Here is a 15,759-nt window from a genome sequence, read left to right on the forward strand (position 1 = left end):
GCGTCAGTTCAGCGACGGGTCGTCCGCGTACGTCGCCACCATGGCGAGTTCGCTGCGCTGGCGCCGCAGCACGGCCCGCCACAGCCGCTCCGGGTCCGGGGACGAGACGTCGCCGGGCTCGGACTCGACCACGTACCAGGCCCCCTCCACCAGTTCGTCCTCGAGCTGGCCGGGGCCCCAGCCCGCGTAGCCGGCGAAGATGCGCAACGAGCCGCGGGCGGCGGCGAGCAGCTCCGGCGGGGTCTCCAGGTCGACGAGGCCGATCGCGCCGTGCACGCGGCGCCAGCCGAGCGGGCCGTCCTCCCCGGGGATGACCGCGACGCCGAGCGCCGAGTCGAGGGAGACCGGGCCGCCCTGGAAGACGACGCCGGGGGCGCCCGCCAGGTCGCCCCAGCCCTCCAGGATGTCCCCGACGCCCACGGGCGTCGGGCGGTTGAGGACCACGCCCAGGGAGCCCTCCTCGTCGTGGTCGAGGAGCAGCACCACCGCGCGGTCGAAATTGGGGTCCGACAGGGCCGGCGTGGCCACGAGCAACCGCCCTGTGAGCGAGGACACCTCGGTCATGCCTGACATGATCCCGCATCTCGGCCCCGCGCGGGGAGTCACGCGCCACCCGGGAAGTGCTCCCAGTTCAGGGCGGGCGCGGGCGGCGTGCGGGACGCGCGGGGAAGGTGACCCTGAGCGTCCGGTTCCGCACGGTTCGTGTTGTAGCGGACTCATGACGTCCTTGCGCCCCCTTGGACCTACGGGCGGGGGGCGGGCGGCCATTACGCTTGCCCCTTGGCCCCCCGTCCACCTCATCGGAACGCGAGATTCATGACCGTCAACGGCACCTCCAACGACGTCCTGCTTGTCCACGGCGGAACCCCGCTGGAGGGGGAGATCCGGGTCCGCGGCGCGAAGAACCTCGTCCCCAAGGCCATGGTCGCCGCGCTGCTCGGCAGCGCTCCGAGCCGCCTGCGCAACGTGCCCGACATCCGCGACGTCCGTGTCGTACGCGGTCTGCTGCAACTGCACGGCGTGACGGTCCGCCCCGGCGAGGAGCCGGGCGAGCTCGTGCTCGACCCCTCGCACGTGGAAAGTGCGAACGTCGCCGACATCGACGCGCACGCCGGCTCCTCCCGCATACCGATCCTGTTCTGCGGCCCGCTGCTGCACCGGCTCGGCCACGCCTTCATCCCGGGCCTCGGCGGCTGCGACATCGGCGGCCGTCCCATCGACTTCCACTTCGAGGTGCTGCGCCAGTTCGGCGCGACCATCGAGAAGCGCGAGGGCGGGCAGTACCTGGAGGCCCCGCAGCGGCTGCGCGGCACGAAGATCCGCCTGCCATACCCGTCCGTGGGCGCCACCGAGCAGGTGCTGCTCACGGCCGTGCTCGCCGAGGGTGTGACGGAACTCTCCAACGCCGCGGTCGAGCCGGAGATCGAGGACCTGATCTGCGTCCTGCAGAAAATGGGCGCGATCATCGCGATGGACACGGACCGGACGATACGGATCACCGGTGTGGACAGCCTCGGCGGCTACACCCACCGCGCCCTGTCGGACCGCCTGGAGGCCGCCTCCTGGGCGTCCGCCGCGCTCGCCACCGAGGGTGACATCTACGTGCGCGGCGCCCAGCAGCGCTCGATGATGACCTTCCTCAACACCTACCGGAAGGTCGGCGGCGCCTTCGAGATCGACGACGAGGGCATCCGCTTCTGGCACCCCGGCGGCCAGCTCAAGTCCATCGCCCTGGAGACGGACGTCCACCCCGGCTTCCAGACCGACTGGCAGCAGCCGCTCGTCGTCGCGCTGACGCAGGCCACGGGCCTGTCCATCGTCCACGAGACGGTGTACGAGTCCCGCCTCGGCTTCACCTCCGCGCTGAACCAGATGGGCGCCCACATCCAGCTCTACCGCGAGTGCCTCGGCGGCTCCGACTGCCGCTTCGGCCAGCGCAACTTCCTGCACTCCGCGGTGGTCAGCGGCCCCACCAAGCTCCAGGGCGCCGACCTGGTCATCCCCGACCTGCGCGGCGGCTTCTCGTACCTGATCGCCGCCCTGGCGGCGCAGGGCACGTCCCGGGTCCACGGCATCGAGCTGATCAACCGCGGCTACGAGAACTTCATGGACAAGCTCGTGGAGCTCGGCGCCAAGGTGGAACTCCCCGGCCAGCCCGCCCTGGGCTGACGCCCCGAAGAAACGAGGACCAGGGGGGGCGCGCCCCGAAGGGGACGCGCCCCGAAGGGGCGCGGGGAACTGCGCGCCCAGCCCCCACAACGCCGCAGCAGAGAACGCACGCAGCATGCCGAAGGGCGGCCACCCCACCGGGGCGGCCGCCCTTCGCTGCACAGGGCCAGAGGCCTGCTTACTTGCCCTTGGCGGCTTCCTTGAGCTTGGAGCCCGCCGAAACCTTGACGCTGTAGCCGGCCGGGATGTTGATCGGCTCGCCGGTCTGCGGGTTGCGGGCGGTGCGAGCGGCACGGTGGGTGCGCTCGAAGGTCAGGAAGCCGGGGATGGTGACCTTCTCGTCGCCCTTGGCAACGATCTCGCCGACGGTCTCGGCGAACGCGGCCAGCACGGCGTCGGCGTCCTTGCGGGTCACCTCGGCGCGGTCGGCCAGCGCGGCCACCAGCTCACTGCGGTTCATGTTTGTACTCCCGTGTTCTTCTTGCCGTTGAGGCGTGCCACGCGGCGGAGCCGCATGTTAGGCAACAGCGAAGCCGATGCTGCCAGGGTCTCGGTCAGGCCCCGGACCCGGGTCCGGTGGTCAGACCCTCGCGCCCAGAGACGCATCCTGCCCCCACCTGCGGCGGGAAAGCCAATCCGGCACCCTTGGGAGTCACACGAAAAGCGCCCATTTCGCTGAGGTGCCCCGAAATGGTGACGCTCCGTCCGCTCCCGGTGCCGCACCACAGGACGCCTGCGGGGCGGGGGTGACGCGGGCCCCCAGACCCGCGTCCAGCCACCCTAGAGGCCCGTCGAGGGGCCCGTTCCACGACGCGCCGGGGCCGCTCCGTGGCACCGGTCACAGCCCGCGCGGGTCGTGAGCGGCGCCTGCGGCGGGGTCCGGGGACCCCGCCGAGCTGGGGAAAGAGGGGGTGGTCCCGAAGGTCAGCCCGCGGCGCCCGCGGCCTTGGCGGCGGTGCGCACGGCGTCGGCGACGGCACCCGCGACCTTGTCGTTGAAGACGCTGGGGACGATGTAGTTCGGGTTCAGCTCGTCCTCGGTGACGACGTCCGCGAGGGCGGTGGCGGCGGCCAGCATCATCTCGGTGTTGACGGTGCGCGACTGGGCGTCGAGCAGGCCGCGGAAGACGCCGGGGAAGACCAGGACGTTGTTGATCTGGTTCGGGAAGTCCGAGCGGCCCGTGGCCACGACGGCCGCGGTCTGCCGGGCGATCGCCGGGTCGACCTCCGGGTCGGGGTTCGCGAGCGCGAAGACGATGGCGTCGTCGGCCATGGCCGCGACGTCCTCGCCGCCGAGCACGTTGGGGGCCGAGACACCGATGAACACGTCGGCGCCGCGCACGGCCTCCTTGAGGGTGCCGGTGACGCCCTCGGGGTTGGTGTTGTCGGCGATCCAGCGCAGCGGCGAGTCGGGGGCGGCGTCCACGAGGTCCGCGCGGCCGGCGTGCACCACGCCGTGGATGTCGGCGACGACGGCGTGCTTGACCCCGGCGGCGAGCAGCAGCTTCAGGATGGCCGTACCGGCCGCGCCGGCGCCGGACATGACGACGCGCACGTCGCCGATGCCCTTGCCGACCACGCGCAGGGCGTTGGTGAGCGCGGCGAGCACGACGATCGCGGTGCCGTGCTGGTCGTCGTGGAAGACGGGGATGTCGAGGGCCTCGCGCAGCCGGGCCTCGATCTCGAAGCAGCGGGGCGCGGAGATGTCCTCCAGGTTGATGCCCGCGAAGCCGGGGGCGATGGCCTTGACGATCTCGACGATGGCGTCGGTGTCCTGGGTGTCCAGGCAGATCGGCCAGGCGTCGATGCCGGCGAAGCGCTTGAAGAGGGCGGCCTTGCCCTCCATGACGGGCAGCGCGGCCTTCGGGCCGATGTTGCCGAGGCCGAGCACGGCCGAGCCGTCGGTCACGACCGCGACGGAGTTGCGCTTGATGGTCAGGCGCCGGGCGTCCTCGGGGTTCTCGGCGATCGCCATGCACACGCGGGCCACGCCCGGGGTGTAGATCATGGAGAGGTCGTCACGGTTGCGGATGGGGTGCTTGGACGCCATCTCGATCTTGCCGCCGAGGTGCATCAGGAACGTACGGTCGGAGACCTTGCCGAGCGTGACGCCCTCGATGCCGCGCAGTTCCTCGACGATCTCGTCGGCGTGCGCGGTGGACGACGCGGCGATGGTGACGTCGATGCGCAGCTTCTCGTGGCCGGAGGCCGTGACGTCGAGGCCGGTGACGGAGCCGCCGGAGGACTCCACGGCCGTGGTGAGCTGGGAGACCGCGGTTCCGCTCGCGGGCACCTCCAGCCTGACCGTCATCGAGTAGGAGACGCTGGGCGCCGTTGCCATGGCGGACTTCCTCTGCTTTCACCTTGTAGCTGTTGCCGTCCGATCGTCGCACCTACCCCTGAGTACGTGGTAGCCGCCCCGGATTGCGAACGTTGTGTTCCCTGTGCTTCCCGTGGTTTCGGAAAACAATTTCCACCATACGAGAAGTCCTGGGAAACAGAAAGAGGCCCGCGCCACGGGGCGCGGGCCTCTCTCATGTGTACGTCTGGTGGCACCGACCCGCCATGCTCGCCTCGCGGCAAGTGGTCGCTCGTAGCGACGAAGGTTGGGCCCGGGGGCTTGGATCGGGCCGGTGCCACATCCACGGTAACACTGCATCCCCGTGGGGCCATTCCCGCAGCAGGGGTCAGTCCCGGAGCAGATCCGGCACACCGTCCGCGTCGGGCTCGTCGCGCTCCCCGGACACCACGGTGAGCTGCTGGGTCGCGCGGGTCAGGGCGACGTACAGGACGCGCAGCCCGGCCGGGGACTCGTCGGCGATCTCCGCGGGCGAGACGACGACCGTCGCGTCGTACTCCAGGCCCTTGGCCTCCAGGCTGCCGAGCGCGACGACGCGTTCGCCGAGGCCGGCGAGCCAGCGGGCCGCCTGGTCCCGGCGCTGCATGGCGACGACGACGCCGACGGTGCCCTCGACCTCCTCCAGCAGCCGGGCCGCCTCCTCGCGCACGGACCGGCCGAGGTCCTTGTCCCGTACGACGGAGAAGCGCGGCTCGACGCCCGTGGAGCGGACGGCGGAGGGCGCCTCGGAGCCGGGCATCGCCAGGGCCAGGACCTTGGCGGCGAGGTCGGCGATCTCGGCCGGGTTGCGGTAGTTGACGGTGAGCGTGAAGCGGCGGCGCGGGCGGGTGCCGAGGGCCTCGTCGCGGGCGGCGGCGGCCTCGTCCGGGTCGGACCAGGAGGACTGCGCGGGGTCGCCGACGACCGTCCAGGTGGCGTGGCGGCCGCGGCGGCCCACCATGCGCCACTGCATGGGCGTGAGGTCCTGCGCCTCGTCGACGATGACGTGCGCGTACTCGACGCGCTCGGCGGCCAGGCGCTCGGCGCGCTCGCGCTGGGACTCCTCGCGGACGGGCATCAGCTCCTCAAGGCCCGTGAGCTGGTCCAGCGGGTCGAGCTCGCGCTTCTTCCGGGGCCGCGGGGGGGCGCCGAGGATCGCCTGGAGCTCGTCCAGGAGCGCGACGTCGTGCACGGAGTACGCCTCGCGGCGCAGCGAGCGGGCCAGCTTGCGCACCTCGCCGGGGTTGAGCACCCGGCGGGCCCAGCGGCCGAGCCGCCTCTCGTCGGCCATCGCGGCGAGCACGCCGCGCGGGGTCAGGACCGGCCACCAGGCGTCGAGGAAGGCGAGGAAGGCGTCCTCGCTGGCGACGTCCTCGTCGAAGGAGGAGCGCAGCTCCGCGGCGAGTTCGGGGTCGCTGTGCCGGGTGGCGGCGCCGGACTTGTCCCAGAGGGCGTCGAGGAGGAGCTTGCGGGCGCGGGGGCGCAGCAGGTTCACCGGGGCGGTGCCGCCGAGCGCGGTGCGCCGGATGCGGTCCAGGTCCCTCGCCTCCAGCTCCAGGCGGCGGCCGAAGGCCACGACGCGGAGCCTGGTGGGGGCGGGCGCCGCCGGCGGAGGCCCGGCCGCCGGCTTCGGGGCGGCGTCCGCGGCGGGGAAGAGCCCGTCCTCGGCGGCGGCCGGGGCGGCGGCGCCCGGGGCGGGCGGTGTCTCCAGGGCCCCTCGCGCCGCCTTGCGCAGCACCCTGAGCATGCGGGACGAGCCCTTGACGCGGGCCACCGCCGGGGTGTCGTAGGCCGTGGCCTCGACGCCGTCGACCAGGGAGCCGACGGCGCGGATGGCGACCTGGCCCTCCTCACCGAGGGACGGCAGGACGCCCTCGGTGTAGGCGACGAGGAGCGGGGTCGGGGAGACGATGAGGATGCCGCCCGCGTAGCGGCGCCGGTCCTGGTAGAGCAGGTACGCGGCGCGGTGCAGCGCGACCGCCGTCTTGCCGGTCCCGGGGCCGCCCTCCACGTACGTCACGGACGCGGCGGGCGCGCGGATCACCTGGTCCTGCTCGGCCTGGATGGAGGCGACGATGTCGCGCATGGTGTGGCCGCGCGCCTGGCCGAGCGCGGCCATGAGCGCGCCGTCGCCGACCACCGGCAGCGGCTCACCGTCCAGGTAGGCGGTCAGCTCCGGGCGCATCAGGTCGTCCTCGACGCCGAGGACCTTGCGGCCCTTGGAGCGGATGACGCGGCGGCGCACCACCCGGCCGGGGTTCACCGGGGTCGAGCGGTAGAAGGGGGCCGCGGCGGGCGCCCGCCAGTCGATGACCAGCGGCGAGTAGTCCGCGTCGAGGACGCCGATGCGGCCGATGTGCAGGGTTTCGGCGATGTCGGCGACGCGGCCGTCGGCCTCCTCGCGGACCGCGCCCTCGGCGGGTTCGACCGCCGTGTAGGCGCCGTCGGGGCCCTTCTTGCCGTCCTTGCCGAGGAGCAGGTCGATGCGGCCGAAGAGGAAGTCCTCGAACTCGTTGTTGAGGCGGTTGAGGTGGATGCCCGCGCGGAAGACCTGCGCGTCGCGCTCGGCGAGCGCGCCCGGCGTACCGACCTGAGCACGCTTGGCGGCGTCGTTCATCAGGAACTCGGCCTCGTGGATCTTCTCCTCCAGGCGGCGGTAGACCTGGTCGAGGTGTTCCTGTTCGACGCTGATCTCGCGGTCGCGTACGTCGGCCACCGGGGCCCCTTTCCTGACGTGCTGCTGCCCGTAGTGAGCAGCCGTCCACCGTACGCGAAAGGAACCCCGGTTGTGCAGTCCCGGCCCCCGGTCCGCTGCGGGACCGCGGCACCGCTGTGGCCTGGGACGTTGGCCGTGAACGGCGGCGGGGGCCGGGGGCCGCGCGGCCCCCGGTGCCGCGCGGGCCCGCCGCCGGTCGCAGCGCGGGCCGCCCGGCCTCAGGCGTCGACCGTCACCAGGCGGTCGCCGTCGGACGTGCGCACCTCGAAGTGGTCGATGTCGTCGCGGGCGAGGGCGGCGCCGCCGTGGACGTACAGCGGGTTGCGCGCCCATCGGTTGGGGCTGTTCTCGATGCCGTAGCCCCAGGTGGGCACCGCCCAGGTCGTGACGGTCTCGCGCTCGCCGTTCTTCCCGACCGCGACGAGCGAACACTTCAGCGGACCCTTGACGTTCTTCAGCTCGAGGACCGTGTGGGTGCCCCAGGCCTTCTTCTCGGTGCCGACCGTGGCGGTGACCCGGGTCCGGGGGTCGGTGGCGGCGGTCTTCTGGTCCATGTGGTGGAAGAAGGCGTCCTCGGCGGGCGAGGTCGGGTGCGGGTCGAGCGCCTCCTGCCGCTTGCCGCCGCCGTCGCCGCCGCCCTCCGTCGCGTGGACCGCGAGGGGACCGCCGACGATCAGCGCGGCCGCCGCGGCGACCAGATACATGCCGCGCCGGCGTTTGCGCGCGCGACGCTCGACGACCTCGTCCACCAGGCGTTCGGCGAGCCCGGGTCCCGGCCGGGCGGCCGGGGGCGCGCCGCTCCCGGGCGCGGGGCGCGGCCCGGGCAGGGCGGCGTCCCGGCCGCCGGGCCGGTCGCCGCGGGAGCCGGGGCTGTCCGCGAGCGCGGCGAGCACGGGCTCCAGGCCGGAGAACTCCTCCAGGTGCCGTGCGCAGAGCTCGCACCCCGCCAGGTGCGCCTCGAACGCGGTGGCCTCCGCGTCGTCCAGGATGCCGAGGGCGTAGGCGCCGACGGTCTCGTGCACGTCGCCGGGGCCGCCGGGGCCGGAGCCGTCAGGGCCGGGGCCCCGCCCGGGACCGCCGTGGCCGTGTGCGTCGTACGGCGTGCTCATACCGTCACCCCCCGCTCCTCCAGAGCCAGCTTCATCGAGCGCAGCGCGTAGAAGACCCGTGAGCGCACCGTGCCGCTGGGGACACCCAGGCGCTCGGCCGCCTCGTTGACCGTACGCCCTTTGAAGTAGGTCTCGACAAGTACCTCCCGGTGCGCGGGGGTCAGGTCCTCCAGCGCGTCCGAGAGGGTCATCAGCCACAGCGCCTTATCGATCTCGTCCTCCGCGGGGATGACCTCCAGCGGCGACGGGTCGACCTCCTGCGGCCGGGCCTGCCGGCTGCGGTGGCCGTCGATGACGATGCGGCGTGCGACCGTCACCAGCCAGGGGCGTACCGAACCGGTCGCACGGTTGAGCTGACCGGCGTTCTTCCAGGCACGGATGAGCGTTTCCTGTACGACATCCTCGGCGCGCTGCCGGTCCCCCGCCACCAGGCGGAGCACATAGGCGAGGAGCGGTCCGGCGTGCTCGCGGTACAGCGCGCGCATCAGCTCCTCGTCCGGCTCCGGCGGAGGCGTCGCTCGATGCCGGTGCGGGCGTTCATCGGCCACGGCGGAATCCTTGCGCACGTCTGCCTCCGCTGTCCGCTGTTCGTCTCGGCCGGCCGGCCCGGGCGCGCCGACCGGTCTCCCTGGACGTACGGACGCCGCGCGGCGCGCGTTCAAGGCGGGGCCCAACTTCCGCGGAGGCGAGGGGAGTTTGTCCTCGCCGGGGCGGTCAGGCCGGGGCGAGTCCCGCCGCGCGCCGCCGGTGCCGGGCCACGCGCTCCCGGTTGCCGCACACCTCGCTGGAGCACCAGCGGCGGCGGTGCCCCCGGGACGTGTCGAGGTAGACGATGGGGCAGTTGTCGCCCGCGCAGCGGCGCAGCAGCGAGCGGGCCACCGGGTCGGTGAGCAGGTCGACCGCGTCCCGGGCCACGGCGGCGAGCAGGGCGGCCCGGCCGGGCGTGCCGTGCAGGGCCAGGGTGAGGCTGCCGTCGGGGTGGCGCACCGCGCGCGGGGCGGGCGGTGCCGCCGCGGCGAGCGCGTTGACCCGGGCGAGGGCGGCGTCGGCGGGGTGCGCCGTCAGCTCCCCGGTGACCAGACGGTCGACGTGGCCCCGCAGTTCGCGGAAGCCGTCGAGCCAGTCGGGCCCCGCGTCCGGCAGCGGCGTGCCCGGCGGGACCAGGCCCGCCCCGGCCAGCCAGGCGCGCAGCCGGTCGACCCCGTCGAGCCGCTCCGCGGGGTGGGTCGTCGCGAGGAGGTCGAGGCAGGGCCGTCCGGAGTCGAACCGCAGCTCGCCGTACGCGGCCTTGTGCGGGACCGCACCCAACGCCATGCGCCTGTCACCGCCTCGGTGTCGCCGCTGAGTTCGGGGGGCCGGTGCGCGCCGGTGCCCGGCGCGTGCCGCTGTCCCGGTGCGTGCCGTCGTTCCGGCGCGTACCCACGTTCCGGTGCGCGCCGAGGTTCCGGCGCGTGCCGTCCGTACACCCGTCCGTACTCCTTCCTACAGTGCCCGTCCCGGCACCGGTCCGGAACCCCTGCCGCCGCGGGGGCCGGGCGGGCCGCCCGGGACCCGCGCGGTCGGGGGCCGAGACGCACGCGTATGCGGCCGCGCCCGTCGGCCATGGCCGGGGCCGCGGGCGGCGGCTTGACTCGGTGCCATGACGACCGACAGCACGCCACGCCCCGCTCCGGCCGCCCCGCGGAGCCCGCGCCCCGGCGGTCCGGCCCTGGGGGTCGCGGCGCTCACCACGGGCCTGACGGCCGGGTCCTTCTTCGTCTTCGCGTGCGCGGTGATGCCGGGCCTCGGGCGCGGCACGGACCGCGCGTACATCGAGGTCATGCGGCACATCAACAAGGTGATCCAGAACCCGGTGTTCCTCGCCGCCTTCCTCGGCGCGCCGCTGAGCACGGCGTACGCGGCGTGGCGGCTGCGGCGGGCGCCGGCGGGCCGGTGGGTGCTCGCCGCGCTGGTCGCCTACGGGGCGGCGGTCGCGCTCACCGCCGGGGTGCACGTGCCGCTGAACGACGCCCTCGCGGCGGCGGGCGACCCGGCGCGGATCGCCGACCCGGCGGCCGTGCGCGCGGACTTCGAGGGGCCGTGGGTGGCCTGGAACGCCGTGCGGGCCGTGCTGTGCGCGCTGGCGTTCGGGCTGCTCTGCCGGGCGCTCGTGGCGTGCGGCGCCCTCGCGGCTCAGCCCGTGGACGGCGTCGCGGCCGCCGGGTCGAACGCGAGGCGGTAGCCGCGCTTGACCACCGTCTGGATGAGCTTCGGCGTCCCGAGGGCCGTCCGCAGCCGGGCCATGGCGGTCTCGACGGCGTGCTCGTCGCGGCCCGCGCCCGGCAGGGCCCGCAGCAGCTCGGCGCGGGCCACCACCCAGCCGGGCCGCCGCGCCAGCGCCCGCAGCAGCGCCATCCCGGCGGGCGGGACCGGCCGGAGTTCCCCGTCCACGAGCACCGCGTGGCCCCGGATCTCCACCCGGTGCCCGGCGACCGGCAGCACCGGGGCCCGCGCGGGCAGTTCCCGGCACAGGAGCTGGACGAGGGGGCCGAGCCGGAACCGCTCGGGCTGGACGGTCGCCACGCCCCGGTCCCGCAGGGGCAGCGCGGTGACCGGGCCCACGCAGGCGGCGAGCACGTCGCCCGCCAGGGCGGCGAGGAGGCCGGCGGCGCTCCCCCGCTCCTCGGCGCGCGCGAGCAGGGAGGCGGCGGCGGGCGCGCTGGTGAAGGTGAGCGCGTCGACGCCGCCGGCCGCGACCGCGTCGAGCAGCCGGTCGACGGGCGCGAGGTCGGCGGGCGGCAGCCACCGGTACACCGGTACGAGGACGACGTCCGCGCCCCCGGCCCGCAGCGCCTCCACGAACCCCGGCAGCGGCTCGCCGTGCAGTTGCAGCGCCACGCGCCGCCCGTCCACGCCCTCGGCGAGCAGGTGGTCGAGGACCTCGGCCATCGACTCCGACGACGGCGACCAGTGCTCGGTGAGCCCCGCCGCCCGTACGGCGCCCTTCACCTTGGGCCCCCGGGCGAGCAGTTCGACGCCGCGCAGCCGGGCCAGCAGCGCCTCGCCGCAGCCCCAGCCGTCGGCGGCCTCGACCCAGCCGCGGAACCCGATGGCGGTGGTGGCGACGACGACGTCCGGCGCGTGGGCGATGAGCTCCTCGGTGGCGGCGAGCAGCTCCCCGTCGTCGGACAGCGGCAGGATCCGCAGCGCGGGGGCGTGCAGGACCGTGGCGCCGCGCCGCTGGAGGAGCGCGCCGAGCTCGTCGGCGCGCCGGGCGGCGGTGACGCCGACGGTGAACCCGGAGAGCGGGAGCGGGCCGTGTGCGTGTGAGACGTTCATGACTCCTCGACCCTGCCAACGGCCGGTGACGGCTCTGGATCATCGTGATGTCCGCCGTGTTACGTCGTGTCGACCCGCCTCGCCGCCCGGGGCCGCCGTGGCACCGTGCCGTCACACCTCGGCGTACGAGCGCTCCCGCCCGGTGCCCGTCGCGGCCGTGACCGGCGCCCGGGCGGCGGCGGGCCGGCGCAGGTACACGGCCCAGGTGACCGCGAAGCACAGGGCGTAGAAGCCGAGGAAGGAGACGTAGGCCGCCGTGCCCGCGCCCGTGCCCTGGAAGGACTGCCGGAAGGCCAGGTTGATCCCGAGCCCGCCGAGCGCGCCGACGGCCCCGATGAGCCCCATGGCCGCCCCCGACAGCCGCCGCCCGTAGCTCAGGGCCGCCTCCCCGTCGAGCCCCTGCCGCACGGCCTTGGCCTGGAAGATCCCCGGGATCATCTTGTACGTGGACCCGTTGCCGAGGCCGCTGAGCACGAACAGCACCACGAACGCGGCGGTGAACAGCGTGAGCGACTCCCGCAGGGACGCCACCACGACGACCCCGGTGGCGGCGGCCATGGCGACGAAGTTGCCCAGCGTGATGCGGGCCCCGCCGTAGCGGTCGGCGAGCCGCCCGCCCACGGGCCGGACGAGCGACCCGAGCAGCGGCCCGACGAAGGTGAGCTGCGCGGCCTCCAGCGGGGTGCGCCCGAACTGCGTCTGGAGCACGAGCCCGAAGGCGAAGCTGTACCCGATGAACGACCCGAAGGTCCCCACGTACAGGAACGCCATGATCCAGGTGTGCGGGTCCCGGACGGCCTCCTTCGCGGCCCCGGTGTCGTTCTTCACGGACGCGATGTTGTCCATGAACAGCGCGGCGCAGACGGCCGCGGCGACGACCAGCGGGATGTAGACGCCGAGGAGCAGCCGCGGCCCCCCGCCCGCGCCGATGACGGCGAGCGCGACGAGCTGGACGACGGGGACGCCGATGTTGCCGCCGCCGGCGTTGAGGCCGAGGGCCCACCCCTTCTTGCGCAGCGGGAAGAAGGCGTTGATGTTGGTCATGGAGGAGGCGAAGTTCCCGCCGCCGACCCCGGTCAGCAGGGCGCACACCAGGAACGTGGTGTACGAGGTGCCCGGCTCCATGACGAGGAACGCGGCGACGGTCGGCAGGAGCAGGAGCGAGGCGGCGACGACGGTCCAGTTGCGCCCCCCGAACCGGGCGACGGCGAAGGTGTACGGCACCCGCGCCACGGCCCCCACCAGCGTCGCCATCGACACCAGGAAGAACTTCCCGGCCGGGTCGATGCCGTACTCGGGCCCCATGAAGAGCACCATGACGGACCACAGCGTCCACACGGAGAACCCGATGTGCTCGGAGAGCACCGAGAACGCGAGGTTCCGCCGCGCGGTCCGCTCGCCCTCCCGCTCCCAGAACGCGTCGTCCTCCGGATCCCACCGCCGGATCCAGGTGTCCCGGCCCTTCCACACGCCCTGCCCCATGACAAGCCTCCCGACCGACGGCTGGTGATCCCGACGGTAGGGAGGGCACGTTTCGGCCATGTGCCGGTGCGTCACCACTGGGGAACGACGGCCTCACCCGGGGCGGTCCTGGACGGTGAGCACCGCCGTCCAGGACCGGCGGCCGCCTCAGCGGTTGACGGCCTGGATCTCCTTGACGACGACGTCCTGGTCGGCGCCGAACTCGCCGTCCGGCAGGCCCTCACCGGATCCGTTCGTGCTCGTCCAGCGGATCTTCCAGGTGACGGTGGCCTTCAGCGCGTACGAGCCGTCGCCCGACGACCGCAGGTACTCCACCCCGCACGGCGGGGTCCTCTTGGCCTTGCCCCTGGCCCAGGGCTCGCCGATGCGGCCGCCCTCGCCGAGGGCGCACTCGCCGGAGGCCGGGTAGGTCCGGGCGTCCTTCGTGCCCGGCTCGATCCGCAGGGACACGGGTTCGGCGGTCGTCGTGGCCGACAGACCGGTGCCCGGCAGGCTCGCCGTCGCGGAGACCTTCCTGAACTTCGCCCTGTCCAGCCAGACCCAGGTGGGCAGGTTGACCTTGGTCTCGCCCGCGGGCGCCATGGTGACCTCGGTGCCGGGGATGGGCAGTTCGTCGTAGGCGTACTCGGCGAGGATGCGCGGGCTGACGGCGAGGGGCTCGTCGGGGGTGTCGCCCTCGTCCACCCAGAAGGGCGGTTTGGTGCAGGAGTTCACCTCCGGGTCGTCGAGGCGGTTCTTGTTCTTCACCGCCGCCCAGAACATCCCCTTGCCCTGCTTGTCCAGGTTGTAGTTCTTGTACTCGCCGTCCTTGTAGCGCTTGTCGAGGGCGTCGCCGAGGACGTCCGCGGCCCCTCCGATGAAGGGCAGCGACTCCAGGCCGCGCAGCGCCTTCACCGTGCCCGCGAGCTGCTTCGGGGAGAACGCGGGCTCGTACCAGCACGCGGGCGGCGTCCAGTCGCTGTCGGTCGGCGTGAGCGTGCCGGTCCCGGACTGCTTGCGGGAGCCGCCGCCGGTGACGGTCACGATCCTGGACTCGGCGTAGATGGTGCGGCCGTTGGTGCCGCCCTTGCCGCTGCCCTCCAGGGGCTTGCCGCCGCCCTTGCCGCCGCTCGCGTACGCGGCTGTGGGCACGGCCGCCGTCAGGCAGAGCGCGAGGAGGGGGACGAGGGCGCGCCGGGTGCTCCGCCGGTTCACAGGCACTGCTTCGCCGCCTCGATCGAGGTCACGGACGTGGTCTGCCAGACGCCCTTGGCGTTCTTCTCCAGCCGTGTGTTGAAGAACGCGTAGTCCTTGTCGGAGGCCGGGACGGACTTGTCGACCTTCTTCGTCCTGCGGTTCATGGGGTACGTCTTGCTGGAGTCCATGCAGTAGGTCACCGCGGCGGTCCCCTTCTTCAGGATGGTCACGTTCCGCTTGTAGTAGCGCGTCGTGCCGACGAACGACCGGTCGTCGTCGTAGAAGCCCTTGACGTAGGTCGCCGCCGACATGAGGGCGTCCCCCGCGGAGTAGAACTTCAGTGCCGGGTGGTCCTTGGCCTCGACCGTGACAGCCTCGTCGAGCGAGTTGATGCGCCGCTCGCTGTCCGCGAGGATCGCGTCCTTCGTCGCGTCGCCCGTCCGACCGCCCTCGAAGACGTTCCGCACGCCCTTGGGCAGCGTGATCCGCGGCCGGTCGATGCCGTCGGCCGAGGTCTTCGGCGACGGGGTCGCGCTCTTGCCGCCGCCGGTCTGGGCGCCCTCGATGGTGTCGTCGTCCTTGGAGCCGCCGTCTCCGCCGCCGCAGGCGGCCAGTGACAGGACTGCGGCAGCGGTCAGAGACGCGGCAGCGAGCAGCGTGGGTCGGCGGTGCACAGTCAACTCCCGGTGAGACGTGGGTTCACTTGAGTGAACCCACGCTATCCACGGGCCCAGCGTGGCGCGACAGTGAGGTTTGCCGAGGACGAGGGCAGAAGCGGGCATACCGGCGCGGCGGCCCGGGGGTTGTTGCGCAACAGTGGCAGAACACGGCAAGGGCGGTGACCGTCCGGTGGCCTCGGCTCCGGGCGGCGCTCCGTGCGGGCTTCTCGTCAGGTGTTGTTCCGCGCGTTCTGCTTCTCAGGCGCCCCGCCCGGTCCGCTCGTCAGGTGCCCCCGGCGGCGGGGCGTCCGCCACCGGCGCCGGAGCCCGTCGCGCCACGAGGTCCACCCACCCCGCGGCCAGCACCATCACTGCGATCAGGGGCCACACCAGCATCAGCATCCACACCGTGTACGTCGTGCCGAGCGCCGCCGCCGACCGCTGTCCAGGCGCGGGGCGTCGTACGCCATGTCGAGGAGAGGGACCACCGAGATGATCAAGAGGTTGTGCCCCCACGGCATCCGGCTCGGCCCGTCACGCCCCGGCACCCCGCGCCCCGGCACCCGCGCTCGGGCGGGCCGTGCCCCGCGCCCCCCTCGCCTCACCGCCGTCGCATCCGCAAACGCCAAGGGCGGTCAGGGCTGCGCCGCCCCCGACGGGGAGCCGACTCCCGGCGGGGGCTGCTCCCCCGGCCCGGCGTCGCCGCCGCCCGTCCCGCTCCCGCTGTCGGCCGGTGCCGAGGCGGGCGGGTCGGCGGGCGCGAGCGCGGCCTCGGGGGGCTGCGGGGCCGGGA

General features: G+C 73.8%; 14 protein-coding genes. 2 read left to right on the top strand and 12 right to left on the bottom strand.

Annotated features, from left to right (window positions below):
* Positions 1-3 precede the first annotated feature (3 nt).
* A complete protein-coding gene (locus QK440_RS34295) occupies positions 4-564 on the bottom strand; it encodes a YqgE/AlgH family protein (protein WP_282797157.1) in 561 nt (186 codons plus the stop codon).
* A 252-nt stretch (positions 565-816) separates the two neighbouring features.
* On the opposite strand from QK440_RS34295, the gene murA reads away from it, so the two are divergent.
* Entirely contained in the window at positions 817-2,169 is a 1,353-nt protein-coding gene (gene murA, locus QK440_RS34300; RefSeq protein WP_282797158.1) for a UDP-N-acetylglucosamine 1-carboxyvinyltransferase, read from the top strand.
* A 178-nt stretch (positions 2,170-2,347) separates the two neighbouring features.
* On the opposite strand, the gene QK440_RS34305 is transcribed toward murA, so the two are convergent.
* The 6 genes from QK440_RS34305 to QK440_RS34330 form a co-directional block, all read right to left on the bottom strand.
* Entirely contained in the window at positions 2,348-2,629 is a 282-nt protein-coding gene (locus tag QK440_RS34305) for an HU family DNA-binding protein (RefSeq protein WP_016645140.1), read from the bottom strand.
* Positions 2,630-3,093: 464 nt separating this feature from the next.
* A complete protein-coding gene (locus tag QK440_RS34310) occupies positions 3,094-4,509 on the bottom strand; it encodes an NAD-dependent malic enzyme (RefSeq protein ID WP_282797159.1) in 1,416 nt (471 codons plus the stop codon).
* Between the two features lie 346 nt (positions 4,510-4,855).
* The gene (locus QK440_RS34315; RefSeq protein ID WP_282797160.1) at positions 4,856-7,222 is read right to left on the bottom strand and encodes a UvrD-helicase domain-containing protein; all 2,367 of its coding nucleotides are present in this window, start codon (positions 7,220-7,222) and stop codon (positions 4,856-4,858) included.
* 218 nt (positions 7,223-7,440) lie between these two features.
* Positions 7,441-8,331 carry a zf-HC2 domain-containing protein gene (locus QK440_RS34320; RefSeq protein ID WP_282797161.1) on the bottom strand — a complete coding sequence of 297 codons (891 nt, stop codon included), beginning with the start codon at positions 8,329-8,331 and terminating at the stop codon, positions 7,441-7,443.
* Positions 8,328-8,897: a sigma-70 family RNA polymerase sigma factor gene (locus QK440_RS34325; protein ID WP_190140526.1), complete on the bottom strand. Its 570-nt coding sequence runs from the start codon at positions 8,895-8,897 to the stop codon at positions 8,328-8,330. Before QK440_RS34325 ends, QK440_RS34320 begins: the two co-directional genes overlap by 4 nt.
* A gap of 148 nt (positions 8,898-9,045) precedes the next feature.
* Positions 9,046-9,645, bottom strand: a complete 600-nt coding sequence (locus QK440_RS34330; protein ID WP_282797162.1) for a CGNR zinc finger domain-containing protein — start codon at positions 9,643-9,645, stop codon at positions 9,046-9,048.
* A gap of 325 nt (positions 9,646-9,970) precedes the next feature.
* Here QK440_RS34330 and QK440_RS34335 point away from each other — a divergent pair, with 325 nt between their 5' ends.
* A complete protein-coding gene (locus QK440_RS34335; protein WP_282797163.1) occupies positions 9,971-10,552 on the top strand; it encodes an anthrone oxygenase family protein in 582 nt (193 codons plus the stop codon).
* On the opposite strand, the gene QK440_RS34340 is transcribed toward QK440_RS34335, so the two are convergent.
* The 5 genes from QK440_RS34340 to QK440_RS34360 all read right to left on the bottom strand — a co-directional run bounded on the left by QK440_RS34340 (position 10,504) and on the right by QK440_RS34360 (position 15,368).
* Entirely contained in the window at positions 10,504-11,649 is a 1,146-nt protein-coding gene (locus QK440_RS34340) for a uroporphyrinogen-III synthase (RefSeq protein ID WP_282797164.1), read from the bottom strand. The genes QK440_RS34335 and QK440_RS34340 overlap by 49 nt on opposite strands.
* A gap of 111 nt (positions 11,650-11,760) precedes the next feature.
* Positions 11,761-13,131: a nitrate/nitrite transporter gene (locus QK440_RS34345; protein WP_282797165.1), complete on the bottom strand. Its 1,371-nt coding sequence runs from the start codon at positions 13,129-13,131 to the stop codon at positions 11,761-11,763.
* 147 nt (positions 13,132-13,278) lie between these two features.
* Entirely contained in the window at positions 13,279-14,325 is a 1,047-nt protein-coding gene (locus QK440_RS34350) for a hypothetical protein (protein ID WP_282797166.1), read from the bottom strand.
* Positions 14,322-14,981: a hypothetical protein gene (locus QK440_RS34355; protein WP_282797167.1), complete on the bottom strand. Its 660-nt coding sequence runs from the start codon at positions 14,979-14,981 to the stop codon at positions 14,322-14,324. Before QK440_RS34355 ends, QK440_RS34350 begins: the two co-directional genes overlap by 4 nt.
* Before the next feature lie 243 nt (positions 14,982-15,224).
* Positions 15,225-15,368 carry a hypothetical protein gene (locus QK440_RS34360; protein WP_282797168.1) on the bottom strand — a complete coding sequence of 48 codons (144 nt, stop codon included), beginning with the start codon at positions 15,366-15,368 and terminating at the stop codon, positions 15,225-15,227.
* Positions 15,369-15,759 lie beyond the last annotated feature (391 nt).

This window comes from Streptomyces sp. CC224B, assembly GCF_030010595.1.
In the GTDB taxonomy this organism is placed as follows: Bacteria; Actinomycetota; Actinomycetes; order Streptomycetales; family Streptomycetaceae; genus Streptomyces; species Streptomyces longispororuber.

Bases quoted from the DNA above. Each gene is read 5' to 3' on its own strand.
- QK440_RS34295 (WP_282797157.1), bottom strand. From the start codon at position 564: ATGACCGAGGTGTCCTCGCTCACAGGGCGGTTGCTCGTGGCCACGCCG.
- murA (WP_282797158.1), top strand. From the start codon at position 817: ATGACCGTCAACGGCACCTCCAACGACGTCCTGCTTGTCCACGGCGGA.
- QK440_RS34305 (WP_016645140.1), bottom strand. From the start codon at position 2,629: ATGAACCGCAGTGAGCTGGTGGCCGCGCTGGCCGACCGCGCCGAGGTG.
- QK440_RS34310 (WP_282797159.1), bottom strand. From the start codon at position 4,509: ATGGCAACGGCGCCCAGCGTCTCCTACTCGATGACGGTCAGGCTGGAG.
- QK440_RS34320 (WP_282797161.1), bottom strand. From the start codon at position 8,331: ATGAGCACGCCGTACGACGCACACGGCCACGGCGGTCCCGGGCGGGGC.
- QK440_RS34330 (WP_282797162.1), bottom strand. From the start codon at position 9,645: ATGGCGTTGGGTGCGGTCCCGCACAAGGCCGCGTACGGCGAGCTGCGG.
- QK440_RS34335 (WP_282797163.1), top strand. From the start codon at position 9,971: ATGACGACCGACAGCACGCCACGCCCCGCTCCGGCCGCCCCGCGGAGC.
- QK440_RS34340 (WP_282797164.1), bottom strand. From the start codon at position 11,649: ATGAACGTCTCACACGCACACGGCCCGCTCCCGCTCTCCGGGTTCACC.
- QK440_RS34345 (WP_282797165.1), bottom strand. From the start codon at position 13,131: ATGGGGCAGGGCGTGTGGAAGGGCCGGGACACCTGGATCCGGCGGTGG.
- QK440_RS34360 (WP_282797168.1), bottom strand. From the start codon at position 15,368: ATGCTGATGCTGGTGTGGCCCCTGATCGCAGTGATGGTGCTGGCCGCG.